20 protein-coding genes are annotated in these 17,362 nt (G+C 70.4%); 3 read left to right on the top strand and 17 right to left on the bottom strand.

Features of this window, described 5'->3' with window-relative positions:
* Window positions 1–812: 812 nt before the first annotated feature.
* The 6 genes from ACZ6ZI_RS32510 to ACZ6ZI_RS32485 all read right to left on the bottom strand — a co-directional run bounded on the left by ACZ6ZI_RS32510 (window position 813) and on the right by ACZ6ZI_RS32485 (window position 6,989).
* Window positions 813–1,088 carry a hypothetical protein gene (locus tag ACZ6ZI_RS32510; protein WP_469526919.1) on the bottom strand — a complete coding sequence of 92 codons (276 nt, stop codon included), beginning with the start codon at window positions 1,086–1,088 and terminating at the stop codon, window positions 813–815.
* Between the two features lie 195 nt (window positions 1,089–1,283).
* Entirely contained in the window at window positions 1,284–2,609 is a 1,326-nt protein-coding gene (locus tag ACZ6ZI_RS32505; RefSeq protein WP_469526916.1) for a hypothetical protein, read from the bottom strand.
* The gene (locus ACZ6ZI_RS32500; RefSeq protein WP_469526914.1) at window positions 2,606–3,202 is read right to left on the bottom strand and encodes an RNA polymerase sigma factor; all 597 of its coding nucleotides are present in this window, start codon (window positions 3,200–3,202) and stop codon (window positions 2,606–2,608) included. Before ACZ6ZI_RS32500 ends, ACZ6ZI_RS32505 begins: the two co-directional genes overlap by 4 nt.
* 198 nt (window positions 3,203–3,400) lie before the next feature.
* A complete protein-coding gene (locus ACZ6ZI_RS32495) occupies window positions 3,401–4,627 on the bottom strand; it encodes a hypothetical protein (RefSeq protein ID WP_469526912.1) in 1,227 nt (408 codons plus the stop codon).
* A gap of 1 nt (window position 4,628) precedes the next feature.
* A complete protein-coding gene (locus ACZ6ZI_RS32490) occupies window positions 4,629–5,411 on the bottom strand; it encodes an AAA family ATPase (protein ID WP_469526909.1) in 783 nt (260 codons plus the stop codon).
* A 3-nt stretch (window positions 5,412–5,414) separates the two neighbouring features.
* On the bottom strand, window positions 5,415–6,989 hold the full coding sequence (locus tag ACZ6ZI_RS32485; protein WP_469526930.1) for a Mu transposase C-terminal domain-containing protein: 1,575 nt from the start codon (window positions 6,987–6,989) through the stop codon (window positions 5,415–5,417).
* A 306-nt stretch (window positions 6,990–7,295) separates the two neighbouring features.
* On the opposite strand from ACZ6ZI_RS32485, the gene ACZ6ZI_RS32480 reads away from it, so the two are divergent.
* Together ACZ6ZI_RS32480 and ACZ6ZI_RS32475 are read left to right on the top strand one after the other, a co-directional pair.
* The gene (locus ACZ6ZI_RS32480) at window positions 7,296–8,015 is read left to right on the top strand and encodes an adenylate/guanylate cyclase domain-containing protein (protein WP_469526907.1); all 720 of its coding nucleotides are present in this window, start codon (window positions 7,296–7,298) and stop codon (window positions 8,013–8,015) included.
* On the top strand, window positions 8,012–8,512 hold the full coding sequence (locus ACZ6ZI_RS32475; RefSeq protein WP_469526905.1) for a Pycsar system effector family protein: 501 nt from the start codon (window positions 8,012–8,014) through the stop codon (window positions 8,510–8,512). Before ACZ6ZI_RS32480 ends, ACZ6ZI_RS32475 begins: the two co-directional genes overlap by 4 nt.
* Before the next feature lie 202 nt (window positions 8,513–8,714).
* On the opposite strand, the gene ACZ6ZI_RS32470 is transcribed toward ACZ6ZI_RS32475, so the two are convergent.
* The gene (locus tag ACZ6ZI_RS32470) at window positions 8,715–8,957 is read right to left on the bottom strand and encodes a hypothetical protein (RefSeq protein WP_363062782.1); all 243 of its coding nucleotides are present in this window, start codon (window positions 8,955–8,957) and stop codon (window positions 8,715–8,717) included.
* A 153-nt stretch (window positions 8,958–9,110) separates the two neighbouring features.
* Entirely contained in the window at window positions 9,111–9,548 is a 438-nt protein-coding gene (locus tag ACZ6ZI_RS32465; protein WP_469526901.1) for an ankyrin repeat domain-containing protein, read from the bottom strand.
* 434 nt (window positions 9,549–9,982) lie between these two features.
* Here ACZ6ZI_RS32465 and ACZ6ZI_RS32460 point away from each other — a divergent pair, with 434 nt between their 5' ends.
* On the top strand, window positions 9,983–11,398 hold the full coding sequence (locus tag ACZ6ZI_RS32460) for a phospholipase A2 (RefSeq protein WP_469526898.1): 1,416 nt from the start codon (window positions 9,983–9,985) through the stop codon (window positions 11,396–11,398).
* A gap of 79 nt (window positions 11,399–11,477) precedes the next feature.
* On the opposite strand, the gene ACZ6ZI_RS32455 is transcribed toward ACZ6ZI_RS32460, so the two are convergent.
* The 9 genes from ACZ6ZI_RS32455 to ACZ6ZI_RS32415 all read right to left on the bottom strand — a co-directional run bounded on the left by ACZ6ZI_RS32455 (window position 11,478) and on the right by ACZ6ZI_RS32415 (window position 17,290).
* Window positions 11,478–11,819 (bottom strand): hypothetical protein, encoded by a 342-nt coding sequence (locus ACZ6ZI_RS32455; RefSeq protein WP_469526897.1) that lies wholly within the window; start codon window positions 11,817–11,819, stop codon window positions 11,478–11,480.
* A gap of 24 nt (window positions 11,820–11,843) precedes the next feature.
* Window positions 11,844–12,026 carry a hypothetical protein gene (locus ACZ6ZI_RS32450; protein WP_469526896.1) on the bottom strand — a complete coding sequence of 61 codons (183 nt, stop codon included), beginning with the start codon at window positions 12,024–12,026 and terminating at the stop codon, window positions 11,844–11,846.
* 60 nt (window positions 12,027–12,086) lie between these two features.
* Window positions 12,087–12,320 (bottom strand): hypothetical protein, encoded by a 234-nt coding sequence (locus tag ACZ6ZI_RS32445; protein WP_469526893.1) that lies wholly within the window; start codon window positions 12,318–12,320, stop codon window positions 12,087–12,089.
* A gap of 117 nt (window positions 12,321–12,437) precedes the next feature.
* On the bottom strand, window positions 12,438–12,641 hold the full coding sequence (locus ACZ6ZI_RS32440; protein ID WP_356883022.1) for a cold-shock protein: 204 nt from the start codon (window positions 12,639–12,641) through the stop codon (window positions 12,438–12,440).
* A 16-nt stretch (window positions 12,642–12,657) separates the two neighbouring features.
* Window positions 12,658–13,227, bottom strand: coding sequence for a hypothetical protein (locus ACZ6ZI_RS32435; RefSeq protein ID WP_469526890.1), 570 nt, complete (start codon window positions 13,225–13,227; stop codon window positions 12,658–12,660).
* 18 nt (window positions 13,228–13,245) lie between these two features.
* Window positions 13,246–13,719, bottom strand: coding sequence for a MarR family transcriptional regulator (locus ACZ6ZI_RS32430; RefSeq protein WP_469526885.1), 474 nt, complete (start codon window positions 13,717–13,719; stop codon window positions 13,246–13,248).
* 93 nt (window positions 13,720–13,812) lie between these two features.
* Window positions 13,813–15,153, bottom strand: coding sequence for a sensor histidine kinase (locus ACZ6ZI_RS32425; protein WP_469526884.1), 1,341 nt, complete (start codon window positions 15,151–15,153; stop codon window positions 13,813–13,815).
* Complete coding sequence (locus ACZ6ZI_RS32420) at window positions 15,150–16,490, bottom strand: FtsX-like permease family protein (protein ID WP_469526883.1); 1,341 nt, start codon at window positions 16,488–16,490, stop codon at window positions 15,150–15,152. Before ACZ6ZI_RS32420 ends, ACZ6ZI_RS32425 begins: the two co-directional genes overlap by 4 nt.
* Window positions 16,484–17,290 (bottom strand): ABC transporter ATP-binding protein, encoded by an 807-nt coding sequence (locus ACZ6ZI_RS32415; protein ID WP_469526881.1) that lies wholly within the window; start codon window positions 17,288–17,290, stop codon window positions 16,484–16,486. The genes ACZ6ZI_RS32420 and ACZ6ZI_RS32415 overlap by 7 nt, the downstream gene beginning before the upstream one ends.
* Window positions 17,291–17,362: the final 72 nt, after the last annotated feature.

Raw genomic sequence — 17,362 nt, 5'->3', positions numbered from 1 at the left:
CCCGCGGAGCGGGTACCTGAGCGCTGCGCGCTCAGGAGAGAACGGCCTCGCTGCGCTCGGCCGAGGTGCCTTCGGCACCTGGCTCCTCCGCTTCGCTCCAGAGCAACGAACCACCTCGCTGCGCTCGGCGCTGGCTCGGCCCAGTCGAGCCAGCGCCGGCCCTTCGGGCCGGGGTCCTGCGCTTCGCTTCGGACTGGTTCGGGTTTCGCTAGCTCCACCCGAACGGCCCGCTTCGCGGGCTGGGGTGACCCCGTTTCACGGGGTCGGGGCCTTCGGCCAGTTGGGCGGGGGTCCGCTCCGCTCCCCACCCTGGGGTCTTCCGGCTCCGCCTCCAGACCAGCCCGCTCTGCGGGCCGCCGGCAGCAAAGGGGCTCTGGGGTGTCCTCCTCGCGGAGCCGCCTCTCCAGGCATGATGGGGTGCCACTGACATCAGAAGAGCGAGGGCACTGTGAGTCGGGTCAAAGGCTGGGCACTCATCAGCGGGGCGCTATGCCTGGTCACCTGGACAGCCCTCGCAACAACCGCCCTGGTCCCGACCACCCAGGACATGCAAGATGCCTTGGGTAAATGGCTCAAAGTCCTCGCCGCCGCCCCCGCAATCATCACAATCATCTGATTCTGGGTCATCGGCGCAAGCGGCGGACCGCCAGACGGCGCCTGGACCGGCGGCCCCGTCAACCACCCAACAGACCTCATCTGACCGGTCAGCCGGCCTTAGCTGCTTCAAAAATGTATCTAGCTAGATTCTGGAAAGAACATCTCGTAGCGGGTCCACCGACCGGCGACAACACGAGGTCGTTGTCGAGAATGAGCTAGGACCACCAGCGTCGGATCGCGAGGGCCAAGGCGATGTAGACGGCCGCGGCACCAAACCCTACCTGCAGGGGGTCGGCCCAGCTCGGGTCCATCCGAGCGAGGGCCACGGTGGCCGGCACGAACACCAATCCGACGGCCCCCAGCGCGGCCACCCGCCCTCGCTTCACCTGCAGCCGCCGCGGCGTCATCGGGAGCTCCGCCGAAACAGCCTCGGTGGGCTCGGCGGAAACCAGAGCCGGTCCGCCGGTGTGTTCCGGCATCTCAACAGCCATCAGAATTACCTCAGTTCATATGCGAGGCGCCCTCACCCCGTCGTAGGTAGTACGCAGACTTAGCCGCTCCCGTTACATCTCGATTCACATTGGCCCACGGCGATGTCACCACGCCGTGGCAGTCCAGTGGGCCGCGCCGGGACCGCGCATGGGGCCGCCGTCGCGCACCTTCGGTACGAACGCTACGGCGGCCCATCAGGCGGACGGCTCTTTCTGAGGCGATGCGGCAAAGCCGCTTCTGAGCACGCCACGGACGAAGCTCCGGATGCTGGTGAGGTCGCATTCCACTCCCAGGTCCCCCGGAAGCGCCAGCATCATCGCGGTGACTTGGTCAGGCCTGCCGACAGGCACCGCTCCTAGTCGGGAAATAGGCGGCGATGACGCAGGCTCGGCACCGGACATGACGACTGCGGCAACTACCTCAGGAGCCTGCTGCGCTTCAGTGAGGTGCCACCACAGCTGCAGTTCGTCCATTCGATCCACCACAAGCTGGTCACGTCCTTCCGCCCTTTCAACGCGTTCGGGCAGCACCAGCATCACCACGTGCAGACCAGCTTCATCAGTGAATGCCAGCCGATGGTCATCCATGCTTGGTGGATCGTGCACAGGTGATAGCCCGCGATTGCTTACGCGAGGCAACCCTCGTGGAACTGCCGCATGCCGCAACCAAACTCCCGTTCTCTCAGGTGCTGCCTCCCGCAGAACTCTCCGAGAGGGCGGTGCTGCCAATGGTGTTGCCTCTACCGAGAAGAGTCGACGCCCTGTCAGCTCATAGCCAGATGGAAGCGCCTCTGGCCCACTCCGTAGGTGTACTGGCGTGGGCACTGAGTCGTTGGCGGCCACGAACCAATGCTCTGTTGTTCTCTCCCCGTCCAATGCCATCGAGTCACGAATTAGCTCAAGCTCTCTCGACGACATCTCGACAGCCCGAAGCAACATCTCTGTTCGCGTCCCCTCGAACAGAGATGCCGCCAGAAGCAACCGAGCCGTCCTGGTCGCAGTGCTGGCTTCCCTTCCGCCTGCCTCGCGCAAGTCAAGCCTCCGATGCACCCACGCCCCCGCCGTGGTCGACTGGCGGTTCCGCTCCGCGGCCTGTCCGGAGAACCACTTCAGCAGCCGCGCCCACTGCCTCTGCCGTGCCTCGTCGCATGGCAGAGGCTGTCGCTCGCCCGCGTGGACCTGATCAAGAATGTCGTCTTGAACCACAAGCGGGAGAGCGGCAAACGCCGTCTCAGTCGTCTCTTCGCTGTCGTGAGGCTTAAAGTCCTCCGCCCGGAGCGCACCCTCGGAAGCGGTCACAGAGCAATCGGTGATCCGATCGAACCGCTCGCTCAGTTCCCCGTCCGTGTAGGTAGGAACCTCACCCCGTGCCACGAGCATGTCGTACTGAGCGAGGAACCCCTCGAAGGCATCATCGTGGTCTTCGACAAAATCGTCTGCGATCATCAGGATCTCGTTTTCTCCGGCCCGCTCCGGCATTGCGTCAACAGTGGTGTCGTAGTACTCCTCACCCGGCTTCATTCGATTCCCTCCGCACTCGCCATGGGGAACTGCGTCTCGTACCGTGCTCTGGCCCGGTGGCCCGCCGTCCGGGCCGCCCCGGGCTTCACCCCCAGGTACGCGGCCTGCTCAGTCGGGCTGAAGCCCAGGCCCTCCAGGGCCAGAACGATCCGATCCCGCGGGCTCATCTGCTGAAGGTTCACCCGTACCTCATCCGAGGTCTCGTTCCTCACCACGACATCGGCCGGATCGAGCGAGGCGCTGGTCCGGTCCCTCTCCTCCGGGATCTCGGCGCCCATCACCTCATGCTCGGCTACCTTGCGGTCATCGCCCCGCCGCCAGAGCACCTGCCGCCGCACGTAGGTCGTCCGCTCCGCCTCGGTCGCGTCCTGCCAACGCTGCGCCTCGACCGGCGTTCCGGACAGCTTCTGCCACACCGCCTCGTAAGCCGAGTGCACGATGTCCTCGGCCTTCGCCTGCGGAACATGGCAGTGCGTGGTCAAAAACCCGACGAGCTTGGGGAACCACTGCCGATAGTGCGCGCCAAGCGAGGTACGCAGCGCCGGGCACGGGCCACCCTGCTCCCCGGCCGACGCCACCAGGTCATCGCTCACAGATCCTCGGCTCCCCGCATCCATCCCGGCACCAGCCGGATCCCTACGCCCTCGAGCACCACCCACACGGCAGCCTCATCACGTAGTACGCAGAACCAGCCCCACCGTTACACCCCACCCATAGCTTTCTTCACCACCGAGAGCAGGTCCCGCAAGTGACGGCTCCCCAGTGACAACCGGCGGCGGAATCGTGGGCCTTCAGCGCAGATGCCGAAGCCCACGCAGTCCGTAGTCCGGCGGCAGCCACCCCTTCTTCCGCCTCTCGATGGTCTTTCGGGTATGGGGAGGCGGGTACGGGCAGCCCTGCATCCGATCAGGCTCATCCTGCACCCACCTGAGCCTGTGATGGGCGGTGCACACGGGCCAGATGGTCTTCGCCGGCTCCGCGGCGCCCGGTGGGGCCGCTCGCCGACTCCGGCGCAGCTTGGGGCGCGGTGGCTGGGGCGGGCGCAGTCTGCATTCCTCGGCGAATGCCATCAGGGACGGCAGCCCCAGAGTTCCCAGCGGATCGGTGAAGAGCGGACCGTTGGTCTTGGGCCCGGTCTGCCGCAGGAGAGCCGCCGCCCTCAGCAACGGGCGGGCCCACTCGGGAACAGGGTGGGCCATGCAGCCCTGGCGCAGTCCTTGGTCGTGCAGCGTGATGGTCGTGGCGTCTGCGGCGAGGTCGCGGACGTGGGCGGTGGCGAGCTGGGTGGTGGAGGCCGCGGTGAACGTGGCTGTGGCGAGCTGAGCCGCCAGGTACGGGTGTGCCGTCGCACGGTGAAGGCGCCACGCCACCTCCGCCTCGGTAGCCGGCGGCATCACCGGCGGGAAGAAGTCCCGGTCCGCTGCCAACGGCGCGGCACACCGGCACATGCCGGTCAGCTCGTCGAAGGCCTTGAGGGTGGTCAAGGCCGGCAGGCAGATCCAGCGGTTCGCCAACGGCCGCGCAGCTTGCGGGACCTGGCGGTCCAAGACGGCCTGCTCGGCCTCGGACAGCAGAGCCGAGGCATCTGCTACGACGTGGTCCACCTGGAGCAGTTCGCGCTCCAGGAACGCCCTCATCGACCGGCGGTGGCATACCAGGACCAGGCGGATGCCCGTGCGCCGGCGCAGGGTCATGAGGCCTTTGAAGCGGTGCGGGGTGAGCAGGTGGGCGCGCAGCAGGGTCAGGTGCGTGATGGGGGTCGCAAGAATCCAGGCCGCGGCGATCGACCAAACCGGGGCCGGGTCGAGATGGCGGTAGCCACCCAGAGGGACGGGCTTGCCCAAGGCGGCGAGGACGTCGTAGGCAAGCGCGACCGCGGCGTCGGTCCCCGGAGTCGGATGAACGGTGAGGCGACCGTGCTGCGGAGCATGGGAGGCCAGGGCCGCCCGGGTGTGGACCACGTCGTCGTACGGGTCCAGGACCACCGTGACCGGCGGCGGGTTCGGGCAGCTCAGCACCTCAGGCCACCACCGGACGCTTGGGCAGCTTGCTGTAGGCCCAGCGCAGCAGGTCCTCGTCCAGGATCCGCCCGGACTCCTTCATCCCGACGGTCAGGTGATGGGTGATCTTCGCCCAGGCCCGGAGGTTCCCGTGCGCGGCCTCGTCATCGCACATCGCGATCAGGTCCAGGTCCGCGTCCGCCCACACGGGATGGAAGGCCGGAATGACGGTGAGGACCTCCTCCAGCGGCATCGGCTCGATCTCCTGCCACGCGTACACCCGGGACTCCAGCATCGGCTCGCTCTGCAGCATCTCGAAACAGCCGTCGCCGCCCGTGAACACGATCGTCAGGTCCGAGCCGATGTCATCCCACAAATAGCGCAAGTACTCGAAACACATCTTCGACAGCCACTGCGCCTCGTCACAGACCAGGACGTGCGTCTCCTCCAGGGCGCCGCGCAGCATCCGGTCGAACTCAATCGGCTGCCCTGGCGGGCGGCCCTGCAGGCCGAGCGCGTGGAACAGCTCGTGGCGCAGGTCGCGGGTCGAGGGGCGGGAGCGGAACTGGATCCGGCGTGTCAGCTTCGGCGCGAGCTCGCGCAGCGAGGTGTTCACCGCCAGCGACTTACCCCGGCCCGCTTGGCCGTAGATGCAGATCATGGCTCTGGCCTCGATCGCGGCACGGATGTTCTCCCGGACCATGAGCAGCGCGCGCGTGGAGACGACCTGGGCGCCCGGCAGGCGCATGAAGTGGTCCTCCCGCTCACGCGGCAGCCGGCCCTGTCGCTCAGCAGTCACCATCGCTCAACGCTCCCCGCTGTCGTCACGGGCACCAGCCGCTCCAGGCGGCGCGCCGTCGGCTGCCTGCTCGACATCTGTTTGCGAGTCGGCCGCACGGCGCGGGCGGACAACCGGCCGGGCCCAGGAAGCCGGGGGCTCGCGGGGAGGAATCAGGTCCGGCAGCGCCCGGGCCGCCAGATCCGCGCCCCTGGCCCGGGCGATCTCCGCCTTGGCCTGAGAGGAAGTGACCGTGTGCCGCGGACGGGGCACGGCAGCCGTCGTCGTCGCCGTGTAGCGGACCTTGCGCAGCTTCTCCGCCGCCTTCAGATCCGCTTTCAGAGCGCGGGCCTTCTTCTCCCTGACCGAACTCAGCGCACGACGCTGCTCCAGCGTCGCCGCCTCCGCGAGATAGGCGCTGCCCAGGTGACGGCCCCACTCCTCGGTGGAGAACACCTCGATCCGCCCGTCGTAGTGCGGCAGATACCGCAGACGGACCCGCATGCCGACGTGCCCGGCCATCCACGGCGCGATGTAGGCACGGCGCCGCCAGCTGATCCCGTTCGTGGTGATCTTCCGCAGCCGGCCGTCGTCCTCCAACGCGAAAAACGCCAGCCGCTCCTCCGCGACGTCCTCGACCGGAGTGGGATCCGCCTCCCACGCCGCCAACGGCGTCAGGTTGGCATCCAAACCCGCAGGGTGGTGCTCGGTGTTCCACCACGCCACCCAGTCCAAGAGGACCTTCACGAAGTCCGGGTACGAGAGGAGATCCACCACAGGGTCCGGGTGGTACGCCTCCGCGGGGCGAGCACGGTGCGTATAGCCCGGCAGCGAGACCAGCAGCATCGCCTCGACCGCGCCGTTCAACGCCTCAATGGTGCCTTTCCGGTACGGCTTGTACGCCGGCAGATCATCCACGGGGACCGCGAAGGTGCCCAGAGCGCGCTCCACCGTCCGACACAGGAACTCCTTGCCCCGGTCGACGCGCACCACCCCGGGCAGACCACCGAACGGGCCGTACGGATCCTGCCGGCTGATCCCAGTGCGCAACGCGGCCAGAACCGCGTCCCGTGCTGGCTGATGCGGGGTAACCGCCACCCCCACGATCGCCTTCGTCGCGACATCGATGAACCACGTCACCCACGGACACACCGCAGAACCCTCAAGGTCCACCCGGACCGGAATCCGCTTGTGATCACCCTCCCAACACGCGTTCCGGTGCGTCCGCGGGCGCTTGCCATACACGTCATACCGGCGACGAGCAGCCTCACCGCCCTTCAGGCCCGCCCGCTCCCCCACCGACAAATCCCGCACGATCGCGCGCTGCAGCGTTGCCAGGGACGGCACCTGCTGCTCATCCCCGGCCTGGCGGACCTGGGTCAGGAGCTCGCGGTGCACGGCAGCCGCGTTCCCTCCCCACAAGGCCAAAAGCCCCCGCACGCGAGGAGTGAGCGTGAAATGCGGACGCGGCAAAGGCCCCGTCCGGCCCTCCCTACGGGCCGCCTCAACCCAACGGCGCACCGTACGGACCGAAACCCCGAGCCCCAACGCCACCAAACGCACATGAGCCGACGTCAGCTCGCCCCGGACATCCAACGCCATGAGACGGGCAACCGCACCCTCACGCCCCGCCCCGGATGGAAGCACCCCGCCCACCAGCACGTCGTCTTCCGGCAGCACAGCCACCGCACACCACCACCCCGACCCAACCCCGGCCAACAAAACGGCTCATCCCCATGACACCGCCGGAAAACGGGCCATAGACCCAAAAGGCGCGAACCGGAGACAACGGCCGGTGGCCTGCGGTACAAGCACCGCACGCAGAGATCGACCCGCACAAACCCCTGAGCGTTGTCAGTGCCCGCTGATAGGTTGCAGCCCCCAATTCATATGGAGATCGGATGACTTATGGGGCTTGCAGATGAGATCGAAGCAGCTGTCACGAGCGTGGTCTGCTCCGACTGGGATACCCGCAAGGGAACGGTCGTCCCTGCCACTGAGGACGTGAAGCTCAGCAACGGAGCCGTAGAAATCGACGCCGTCTACCTCTACGCAGACCTGGCCGACTCCACCGGCCTCGCCCGCGAATTCACCCGCACCACGGCCGCCAAAGTCATCCGCGCCTACCTGGACGCCACCTGCCGTGTCATCAAGGCGAAGGGCGGCCAGATCCGAAGCTTTGACGGCGATCGAGTCATGGCGATCTTCATGGGGGACAACAAGAACACCGATGCCGCACGATGCGCGCTGCAGATCAACCACGTTGTCCAAAAGATCGTGACCCCCAAAGTGGAGGCCAACCTGTCCTCCATCAGGAGCAAAGGCTTCGAGATCAAGCACTGTGTCGGGATCGACACAGGTACCGCCCTCGTCGTCCGTGGCGGCGTGCGAGGCAGCAACGACCTCGTCTCCATCGGCCGAGCCCCCAACGTGGCGGCCAAGCTCAGCGACATCAGAAACGGCAACTACCGCACGTACGTCACAGAAGCCGTATTCAAACGGATCGCCGAGCACACGAAATACAGCAGCGGCCAGGACAAGCCCCTCATGTGGGAAGGCCCCTACACGCGCGAGGTCGGTGGCGAAACCATCACCATCTACAAGTCCTCGTGGATGTCGAAGCCATGACCACCCAAGACCCTCGCGACACCGCATGGCGGATCCACCAGGCACTTGGTGAATGGACAGCACGGGTCGACGCCAAGGCATCGTTCGCACTCACCCTGGAGTCAGCCGCCCTCGCTGGCATCGTCGCGCTCTCCGACAAGGGCCACCTCTTCGACAACCTCACCGGCCTCCGCGTACGCGCCCCACTATGGATCGGCATCATCCTCATCATGGCCGGCGCCCTCTGCGCAATCACCGTCGTCGCTCCCCGCCTACGCAGCCGAAAGCAACTACAAGCCGAGGCAACCGACCACTTCATCTACTTCGGCCACCTGCAGTTCTGGGAACCGACAGCCCTCACCCAAAAGCTCGAACAACAGGACATGCTGCCGATCCTCAGCAACCAGCTCATCAACATGAGCAAGATCGCGTGGAAAAAGCACCGCCATGTCCAGCTCTCCTTCATTCTCGCTGGCCTCGGCGGGGCCCTCGTCCTCATCGCCGGATACCTGGCCTGAAGCCCCCGCAAGGCCATAGACACCGCACGTCGCTGTCCACCAGCAACGCACGCCGATGACACCCCACAGACCGCATCAAAATGTCACCGGAAGCCGACCAGAATCCCCTCACCAGCAACAACGCCACCAACCACCCCTGACAACACCCGCGGCACCCCGGTGACACTCACACGCGGCATCGCAAGCAGCCGGGTGGGGCAGGTCAGTAGCGGACCCAGAGGGTGGTGAGGTCCGGGCGGGCGGGGCCGAAGGGCTCGCAGAAGAAGACGGGGCCCCAGATGTTGTAGCCGGCCCGGCCGGCGGCCACGCATTCGGTGTACGAGGCGTGGTTGCTGCGCGCGTAGAAGCCGGTGCCGGGGACGGCCTCGGCGGTGCCCGCGGCGCCGAGCGCGAGGGCGCCGGCCGTGAGGGCGGTGGCGAGGGCGGCTGCTGTGCGGCGGTACATTGCATGTCCTCCTGAAAAATGCCGGGATGCCCGGCAGCGTGCCTGACGATGCGATGTGGTGCGGTAAGTGCGGGCTGCGCAGCCGGACATGAACGTACCGTCACGGACGAGGGCACACAATAGGTCTAGGCCAATCTGTCCCCCATCGCCACGTCAGCGTGGCGCTGCCCGAGTGGAGACCTGTGCGCCCGCGGCGCGGAGTGCGGCGATCGTTTCGGGGTGGGGGCCGGTCATCGCCCATTCGAGCGGGGTTCGGCCCGTGCCGTGGTCTTCGCGGAGGTTGGGGTCGGCGCCGTGGGCGAGCAGGGCCCGGACGGTCTCGGTGTGGCCCCAGCAGGCGGCCGCGCACAGGGGTGTGCCTTCCGTGCCGCGTCCGCTCTCGGTGTCGGGCGGGGCTCCGGCCGCCAGCAGGCGCAGGACGTTGTCGGTCGCTCCGTTGACCGATGCCGCGTAGAGGGGTGTGGTGCCTTCGGCGTCGGTGGTCCGCGGGCAGGCTCCGGACCGCAGCAGCTCGGTGACGCGGGTGGGATCGCCGAACATCGCCGCCTCGACGAGGCGCTTGGACAGTCTCTTCTGCCGTCGTCTGTTCACGGGCGCTCAGGCTAGTCGACGGGTGCCGGGCGCCGGTTCGGTCACGTGCCGGCCGTCGAGCGTGTGGGGGAGGCGCGATCGGGTCGGGTGTCCGCTGCGCCTGGTGGTGGTTGGCGATCAGCGTCAGCGCGACCAGGGCCGCGACCGCCACCCAGCAGGCGGGGGCGCTCCAGCGTCCGTGCGGACCGGGGCGGCGTACGAGGCCCGTGCGCGGTTCCGTGTGCCGTTCCGTGTGCATCCTGGCCTCCGTCCAGCGCCTACGCGTCTTCCGATCAGGTTCCCGGGGGCGCGGGAAGTTCGCTTACGTTCGCGGAAATTCGGCGTCTTTGATGCTCTGACCTGCATGGATGTGGAGGTGTCCCGGCGAACGAACGGTTCGGGGCGCAGCGTCTTCTCCGACCCGTACCGCCCTGACGTTCCGGAAAGGGATCACCATGAACACCCGTGCCACGCATCGGGCCGCCGCGTTCTGGAGGAGGCTGCACGGCGGCGTCCGCCTGTTGTGCCTGCTCATGATCGGTGTCCTCGCCCTCGGGGTCGCCGCCAACGCCGCACCCGCCTCCGGCTCCAGGCGGTCGGCCCATGACGCCTCGCCCGACCGCGTGGGGTCGCTGGTCTCGGCGGGGACCGAGGTGTACGCCCTGGCCCGCAACGGGACGGAGGTGTACAAGGCCACCCGGCAGGACTCCTGGGTGAAGATCAACGACGGTGTCCGGGAGATCCACGGCGGGCGCGCGGGGTTGTTCGCCGTACTGACCGGCAAGGGTGACGTCGCCCGGTACGACGGAGGCAAGTGGGAAACGATCGGCGCTGCGGGGGCCGACTTCGCCGTCACCGACGACGCGTTGTACGGGCTGTCCCTCGACCGGACCTCCCTGCACCGGTGGACCCCGCAAGGCGGCTGGTCGACCGTCCGGCTTCCCGTCGAGGGTCGTGTCGAGCGCATCCACGGCGGTGGGGCCGGGCTGTTCGCCGTGCTGCCGGGCGGGAAGGAGGTCGCCCGGTACGCGGACGGCGCCTGGCGGACGGTCGGCGGCAACGGGGTCGAGCTCGCCGTCACCGGCGGCGCGCTGTACCGGCTCTGGGCGGACGGGTCCGTCGCCGAGTGGACGCCCCGGGGCGGCTGGCAGAACATCGCCGACCGGATGCAGCACATCCACGGCGGTGGCGAGGCGTTGTTGGCGACCGCCCCGGGGAGCGGCGTCGTGAGCCGGTTCGACGCGGGCACGCGGAAGTGGAGTGTGGTCGGTGGAGCCGGCGAGTCCTTCGCCGGCACGTCCGACGGGTGGGTGTACGGAGTCTGGCCCGGTGGCGCCGGGGTGTCGCGCCGTGGCCTGCTCGGCGACTGGTTCGCCATGCCCAGGCTCACCGATCCCGCTCCGGCGCTGCCCGCCGAGCAGAAGGTGCGGCGGCTGAACGAGCTGACGGAGCCGGGTGACAAGGCCACGGCCGCCTGGATCTGGGCGCGGAGCAGTCACCTCGCCGGCGAGCCCGACCCGTACGCCTTCCGCTGGGAGAAGACCGAGTGCAATGTGATCGGGAACTCCCTGCATAGGTTCGGGATCGAGTTCGAGTCCGCGTGTGCCCGCCACGACATCGGCTACCGGGGCTACCGCGACGCACTGGGTGAGGAGGGCTTCCGCAACGGTGTCGCGGGGGTCACCGGGGTCGGCATCGCCGGCCCGAAGAACCGGGTGGACGAGGTGTTCAAGCAGGACCTGTACCGGGCGTGCGCCTACGGGCCCGAGCGCGGCGGTCGGTACGGCGGTCCGCCGAAGCCTCCGGGCTACGACTTCGCGTGCCGGCAGGCGGCCGACAAGGTGTGGTTCGCCGTGGTGGCCCTCGGCTGACCGACGGCGGGGGTGGGGGGCGGGGGTGGGGCGGACACGGGTCCGTCGCGCCCCCGCCGGCCGGTGTCGCGGGGGGGGGTCAGGGGGTGTTCCAGACGGTGGCCTCGAAGCGGACGGGGACCTTGGTGGTGCCGGGGGTGGCCGTGAGCACCCGGAGGTGGACGGTGCGGCCTTCGGTGGTCCTCAGGCAGAACCGGGCTCCCGTGACGGCCTCCGCCGTGTCCGTGCCGTTGCGTTCGAGGGCTTCCGCGCAGGATGCGGCGGTGGCGTCGGGGGCGCCGGCGGCCAGGGGGGCGATGGCCCCGGCCCAGAGGAGCGGTTTGCCCGTGGTCGCTCCGACCTTGAGGTCGGATCCCTTGAGGGTGCCGGCGACCAGGGGTGCGGTCGCGTCGAACTCCACGACCTGGCCGCCGCCGATCATGTCGCTCTCGAAGACGACGGGGCCTTAGCGGATGCCGGCGGAGGAGGGAGAGGGGGAGACGGCGCCGGGGCGGGGGTCCGGCGGGGGGTTCGCGTCCGGCCGGCTGTCGGGGGCCATCGAGACGGTCACCATGATGCCGACCAGGGGGATCACGATGCCGATCACCCACCACGCCCAGCGGGGTGCGGAGTGGTCGTCGGAACCCATGGGTGCCCCCTCGGTCGCCCGGTCGTCAACAGTGCCGATCGCCCGTGGGCCTTGGGGAGCCTACGGAGCGGGGGACTCCTCGATGTGTCGTTCCGGGCGCTCCTTCGCGGGGCGCGGATCGGCGAGGAGCCTGTGCGTGGTGCGGGCGACTTCCGCCGGCGCCGACGTGGCGATCAGCGCCGCGAGGATCCTGAGCGGCCGCCCTCCCTGCTCCGACGCCCCTGTGCCGCCGAGGGCGACCAACAGCCACCAGAGCGCGGTCTTCCTGACCCACAGCTCGATCCGGTCCCCCACGACGCGCCTTTCCACCACCCCGTCGTCCCGGTCTCGACGGGCACGGGAGCAACTCCAGGCCGCGGTTCGGCGGGGGTCGGACCGCCCCGGGTGGGCCGGGGCGGTCCTCGTGCGGTGTCAGAGGGGGCGGACCTGTTCGGCCTGCGGGCCCTTGGGGCCCTGCGAGGTGGAGAACTCCACCCGCTGGTTCTCGTCCAACGACCGGTAGCCGGTGGAGTCGATCGCGGAGAAGTGGACGAAGACGTCCGGTGTGCCGTCGTCCGGGGCGATGAATCCGAAGCCCTTCTCCGCGTTGAACCACTTCACAGTTCCCTGAGCCATACCCGGGCCTTCCCCGTCAGGAGCCGGCGTCTGCTCGCGCCGGTTCGCAGCGCTGATCCTCCCCCGCCCCCTCGGGGCCGAAACGGGCGGGCGGTGCGAGGGTCGTCGTGCCCCTGCCGGTGTCGTGGTCGCCCGTGCGCGCGTACGCGATGTCGGTGCGGGCGTTGTCCACGTGGAGGTGGAGGCGTCCGTCGTCCGGGCAGCGCAGGGCGACGGTGAGGGTCCGGGTGCGGTGGTCCTCGGTGAGGAGGCGGGCGATGGCGACCTCGAACACGCGGTGACCGTCGGGGCAGTGGGTGGAACCCGCGGGCCCGGTGGAGGGGTGGAGGGTCCAGGGGAACTGGCCCGGGAAGCCTTCCTGGACGCCGTCCGGTACGCCCATGGGGAGGCAGCAGCCGAAGCAGAAGACCTCGCCGTACGCCGCCTCGAACTCGTCGGCGTCACACCAGCGGCACACGAGGCGCAGGACGTCGAACGGGGCGTGGGGGGCGTCGGTGCGGGCCGCGCGTTCGGCCAGCGTCAGGAGGGCGGCCTGGCCCTCGGGCCCGGTCCGCGGTCCCGTGCTCCATGTGCCCGTGTCCCCCACGGTGCCGATCCTCGCACGTCAGGCCCGGACGTTGCGCATCATCCGTCGCAGGACCTTCAGGGTGGTGACGTAGTCGGCGTCGTCGATGCCCTCGTGGATGGCCTCGCGGATAGCGGGGCTGTGCCGGGAGAGGTCGACGCGGGCGCTCTCGCCCCGCTCGGTGATCGACAGCCTGCCTTCGGCGTCCCGGGTGAGCCAGCCGCGCTCCACGAGCGGCCCGGCCTCCGCCTCCAGGTCGTCCTCGGCCCTGAGGTAGGAGCTCATCGCCTCGTGGAGTTCGGCGACCGTCCTGCCCGCGCCGTGGGGGTGGAGGTCGTTCGGGGAGAGGTTGCGCAGCAGCCAGAACTGGGGCTGGGTGAAGCCGTGTTCGGCCTGGCGGGCTCGGGTGAAGGCGATCAGGGCCTCGTAGGCCATGCCGGTCCAGTAGGCGGCGGGCTGGGCGGCGAGCTGCGCGTCGGTCAGGGGCGCTTCGGTCAGGTGCGTGTTCGTCATGTGAGGTCTTCTCCCCCGGGCCGTTCTTCGTTGGTGGGATGAACGTATGACCTGGAGTTCGGTTGAGGTCAAGGGGGTGGGGCGGGGGCGGGGTCAGATGTGGGCGGGGAGTTCGATCAGCGCGGTGGTCGGGCCCGCGGGCGGGCTGTCGAGGGTCAGGGTGCCGTCGACGGCGGTGAGGCGTTCGCGCAGGCCCGCGAGGCCGGTGCCGGCTCCGACGCGGGCGCCGCCGACTCCGTCGTCGTGGACGCGCAGGCGCAGCCGGCCCGCGTCGAGTTCCGCGTGGACCGAGGCCCGGGTCGCGCCGCTGTGCTTGCTGATGTTCGTGAGGAGTTCGGCCACGCAGAAGTACGCCACGCGCTCGATCACCGCGTCGGGTCGTTCGGCGACGTCCACCTTCAGCGTGACCGGTACGCCGGCCTGGGACGTCAGGCGGGGCAGGGCGTCGGCGAGGCCCAGGTCGAGGGCGGCGGGGCTGATGCCGTCGATGAGGCGGCGCAGTTCGGCGATGGCCGCGTCGGTCTGGGTGCGGGCGCGGGCGACGAGTGCGCGGGTGCGGTCGGTGGGCGGGGCGTCGCCTTCGAGGGTGTCGGCGTCGAGGGTGTCGGCGGTCAGCGACAGGGTGATGGCGATGGCGACGAGTTGTGCCTGCGTGCCGTCGTGCAGGTCCCGTTCGACCTGGCGCAGGCTGCGGGCGCCTTCGGTGAGGGCGGTGCTGCGGGCCCGTTCGAGGGTGTGGACGCGTCGTTGGGCGGTGGTGGGGCCCAGCAGGGTGCGGGCGAGCCGGCGGTGGGCGTGCAGGACGACGCGGGCCGCGAACGGGGTGACGGGCAGGGCGATCAGGGCGGCCAGGATGCCGGCCGCGGCGGGACGGGGCCCGGGGTGGGTGGTCAGGACCCACACGAGGGACCAGACGGCGGCCACCGGCAGGCCGACGGTGGCGGCGAGGGCGAGGACGTCGAGCGGGAAGCGGAGCGTCAGGTACAGCACGGCGCGCCAGGCGGTCGCGTCGGTCAGGCTGTCGCGGATCCAGCGGATCCGGCGGTTCCCGCCCGGGACGGCCGGTGGGAGCGCGGGGGCTTCGACCGGCTCGTCGAGGAGGGCGCGGATCAGTCGGGCGTGGGCGCGGCCGAGGTGGCGGGCGCCCCGGAGGCCGACGGCGAGGAGGGGCAGTCCGATCAGGGTCAGCGAGAGCAGGCCGCCGACGTAGAGGACGGCCAGGACGTAGACGAGGCCGAGGAGGGACAGGGGCAGGCCGGCGAGGGCGTAGGCGAGCGTGGCGCGGCGCGGCGTGCGCCGGGCGGGGGTGGGTGAGGGGGCGGTGGCGGTGGCGGGTGGGGGTGCGAGGTCGGGTGCGGCCGCGGGGGCGGGCGCGGCGGCGAGGTCGGGTGCGGCGGCGGGTGGGGGTGCGGCGGCGGGTGGGGGTGTCGTCATGCGGCGGCCGCGGCCGAGACGGGGGGTGCGGAGGTGGCCTTCAGGCCGGTGAGGAGGATCGTGGCGGCGGTCAGCGCCATCACGCCCAGGACCAGGGTGGCGGAGGTTCCGGGGGCGACCGTGGGGAGGGCGCCGTCGGTGGCGGCCACCGCGAAGGCGACGGCGGGGGGTGCGGCGACCAGGAGCCCGAGGAGCACTCCCGCCAGGGCGGTCAGGGTGGCTTCCGCGCCGAGCATGCGCAGCAGTTGGCGTCGGGTGGCTCCGGTCAGGGTGAGCAGCGCGTACTCGCGGCGCCTGGCGGCGGTCAGCGAGACGAGGGTGTTGACGGTGGCGACGGTGCCGAAGCCGGCGAGCATGGCGAGTTCCACTCCGCGCAGCCAGACGTCGCTCTCGGCGTACGCCCCCGGCGGGGCGACCTCGCGCAGGGTTCCCGTGATGGCGGCGAACGTCGTCGAGAGCCCGACCAGCAGGGTGATCGGTACCACGGCGGAGGACAGCCGGTGGGCGTGGCCGCGCAGGTTGTCGGCGGCGAGCCGGCCACCGGCGTCGCCGCGGTGGCGGCTGCCCGTCAGCCGGAACGGCAGGCCGAGCAGGACCATCGCGAAGCGGGCCAGGAAGGGGCCGAGGAGTCCGACGGCGACCAGGAGGAGCAGCGAGGTGAGGAGGGCGGCCTGGGCGGCCTTGTCCAGGGGCTGTCGGGCGGTGAACGCGCACAGGAAGCCGGCGCCGGCGAGGACGAGCGCTCCCGCGACGGCGCGGAGCGGGCCCGATCGGCCCTGTTCGGCGGCCGTTTCGGCGGCGGCCTCGGAGGGCCTGCCGCGGACCGCGCGCCGGGCGGCGAGGCTCGCGGCGCCGACGGCGACGAGGAGGGTGGCCGCGGTGGCGATCAGCGCGGGGAGCGGCGAGGAGGGCAGGGCGGCGGTGGCGGGGGCCAGGCCGCGGACGGCGAGGGCGGTGAGGAAGGCGTCCGCTCCCTGGACGCCGAGGGCCCAGGCCGGTGGTGAGACGAGCAGGGTCATCAGGAGCACCTGGCACCTGACGAGCCGTTTGACCTGGGCAGGGGTGGCTCCGGTGGTCCGCAGGAGGGTCATGTCGCGGGCTTGCCGGCGCAGGGAGAAGCCGAGGGTGTTCACGACGACGAACAGGGTCATCAGCATCGCGATCTCGCCGAACGCCCCGCCGATCATCGCGAGGCGGGAGTCGCCGCCGCCGGCGATGGCCGTGGCGATGAGGGAGGCGAACAGGGTGATGACGGTGACGGAGAGCAGGAGGGCGGTGGCGGGGCCGGCGAACGACGCGGGCCGGGCGCGCAGGGTTCCCAGGGCGAGCCTCAGCATGCGAGCCCGCTCAGCTTGTCGGCGACCTGTGCGGCGGTGGGGCGCAGGAGTTCGTCGACGAGGAGGCCGTCGGCGAGGACGACGACGCGGTCGGCGAAGCTCGCCGCGAAGGGGTCGTGCGTCACCATCACGCAGGTACGGCCCTCGGCGTCCACGCGCTCGCGCAGCAGGCGCAGGACGTCCCTGCCGGTGGAGCGGTCGAGGGCGCCGGTCGGTTCGTCGGCGAAGAGGACGGGCGGACGGGCGTACAGGGCGCGGGCGACGGCCACGCGTTGTTGTTGCCCGCCGGAGAGGCGGCCGGGGCGCTCCCCGCCCCGGTCGGCCAGGCCGACCTGTGCGAGGGCGGCGGTGACGGCGGCCCGGTCGACGCGGGTGCCGGCGAGGCGGGCGGGGAGGGCGACGTTCTGCTCGACGGTCATGGCAGGCATCAGGTTGTACGACTGGAAGATGAACCCCGCTTCGGTACGCCGCAGGCGCGCGAGGCGTCGTTCGGGCAGGGCGGTGATGTCCGTCGTGCCCCAGTGGACGGTGCCGGTCGTGGGGCGGTCCATGCCGGCGACGCAGTGCAGCAGGGTCGACTTGCCCGAGCCGGAGGGGCCCATCACCGCGGTGAACGTGCCGGGGGCGAAGGTGATGTCCACGCCGCGCAGGGCGTGGACCGCGTCGCGGCCGCGGCCGTGGGTGCGGTGCAGGTTCCGGGCGTGGATGGCGGGGCCGGGTCGCGGGGCGCCGGCGTGGGGGGTGGTGCGGGGGGCCGCGTGGGGGGTGGTGCGGGTGGTGGCTTCGGTGCTCGGTGACATGCTTCGATTCTCGAAGGCGCGGTGGCGGCGGACCATCGTGCCACCGCCCGTCTTCGGGGTTCGGATATCCGC

The organism is Streptomyces sp. NPDC103540 (assembly GCF_055584445.1).
Note: the sequence above shows the minus strand (reverse complement) of the source record. Positions and strands in the feature narration are given on the sequence as shown.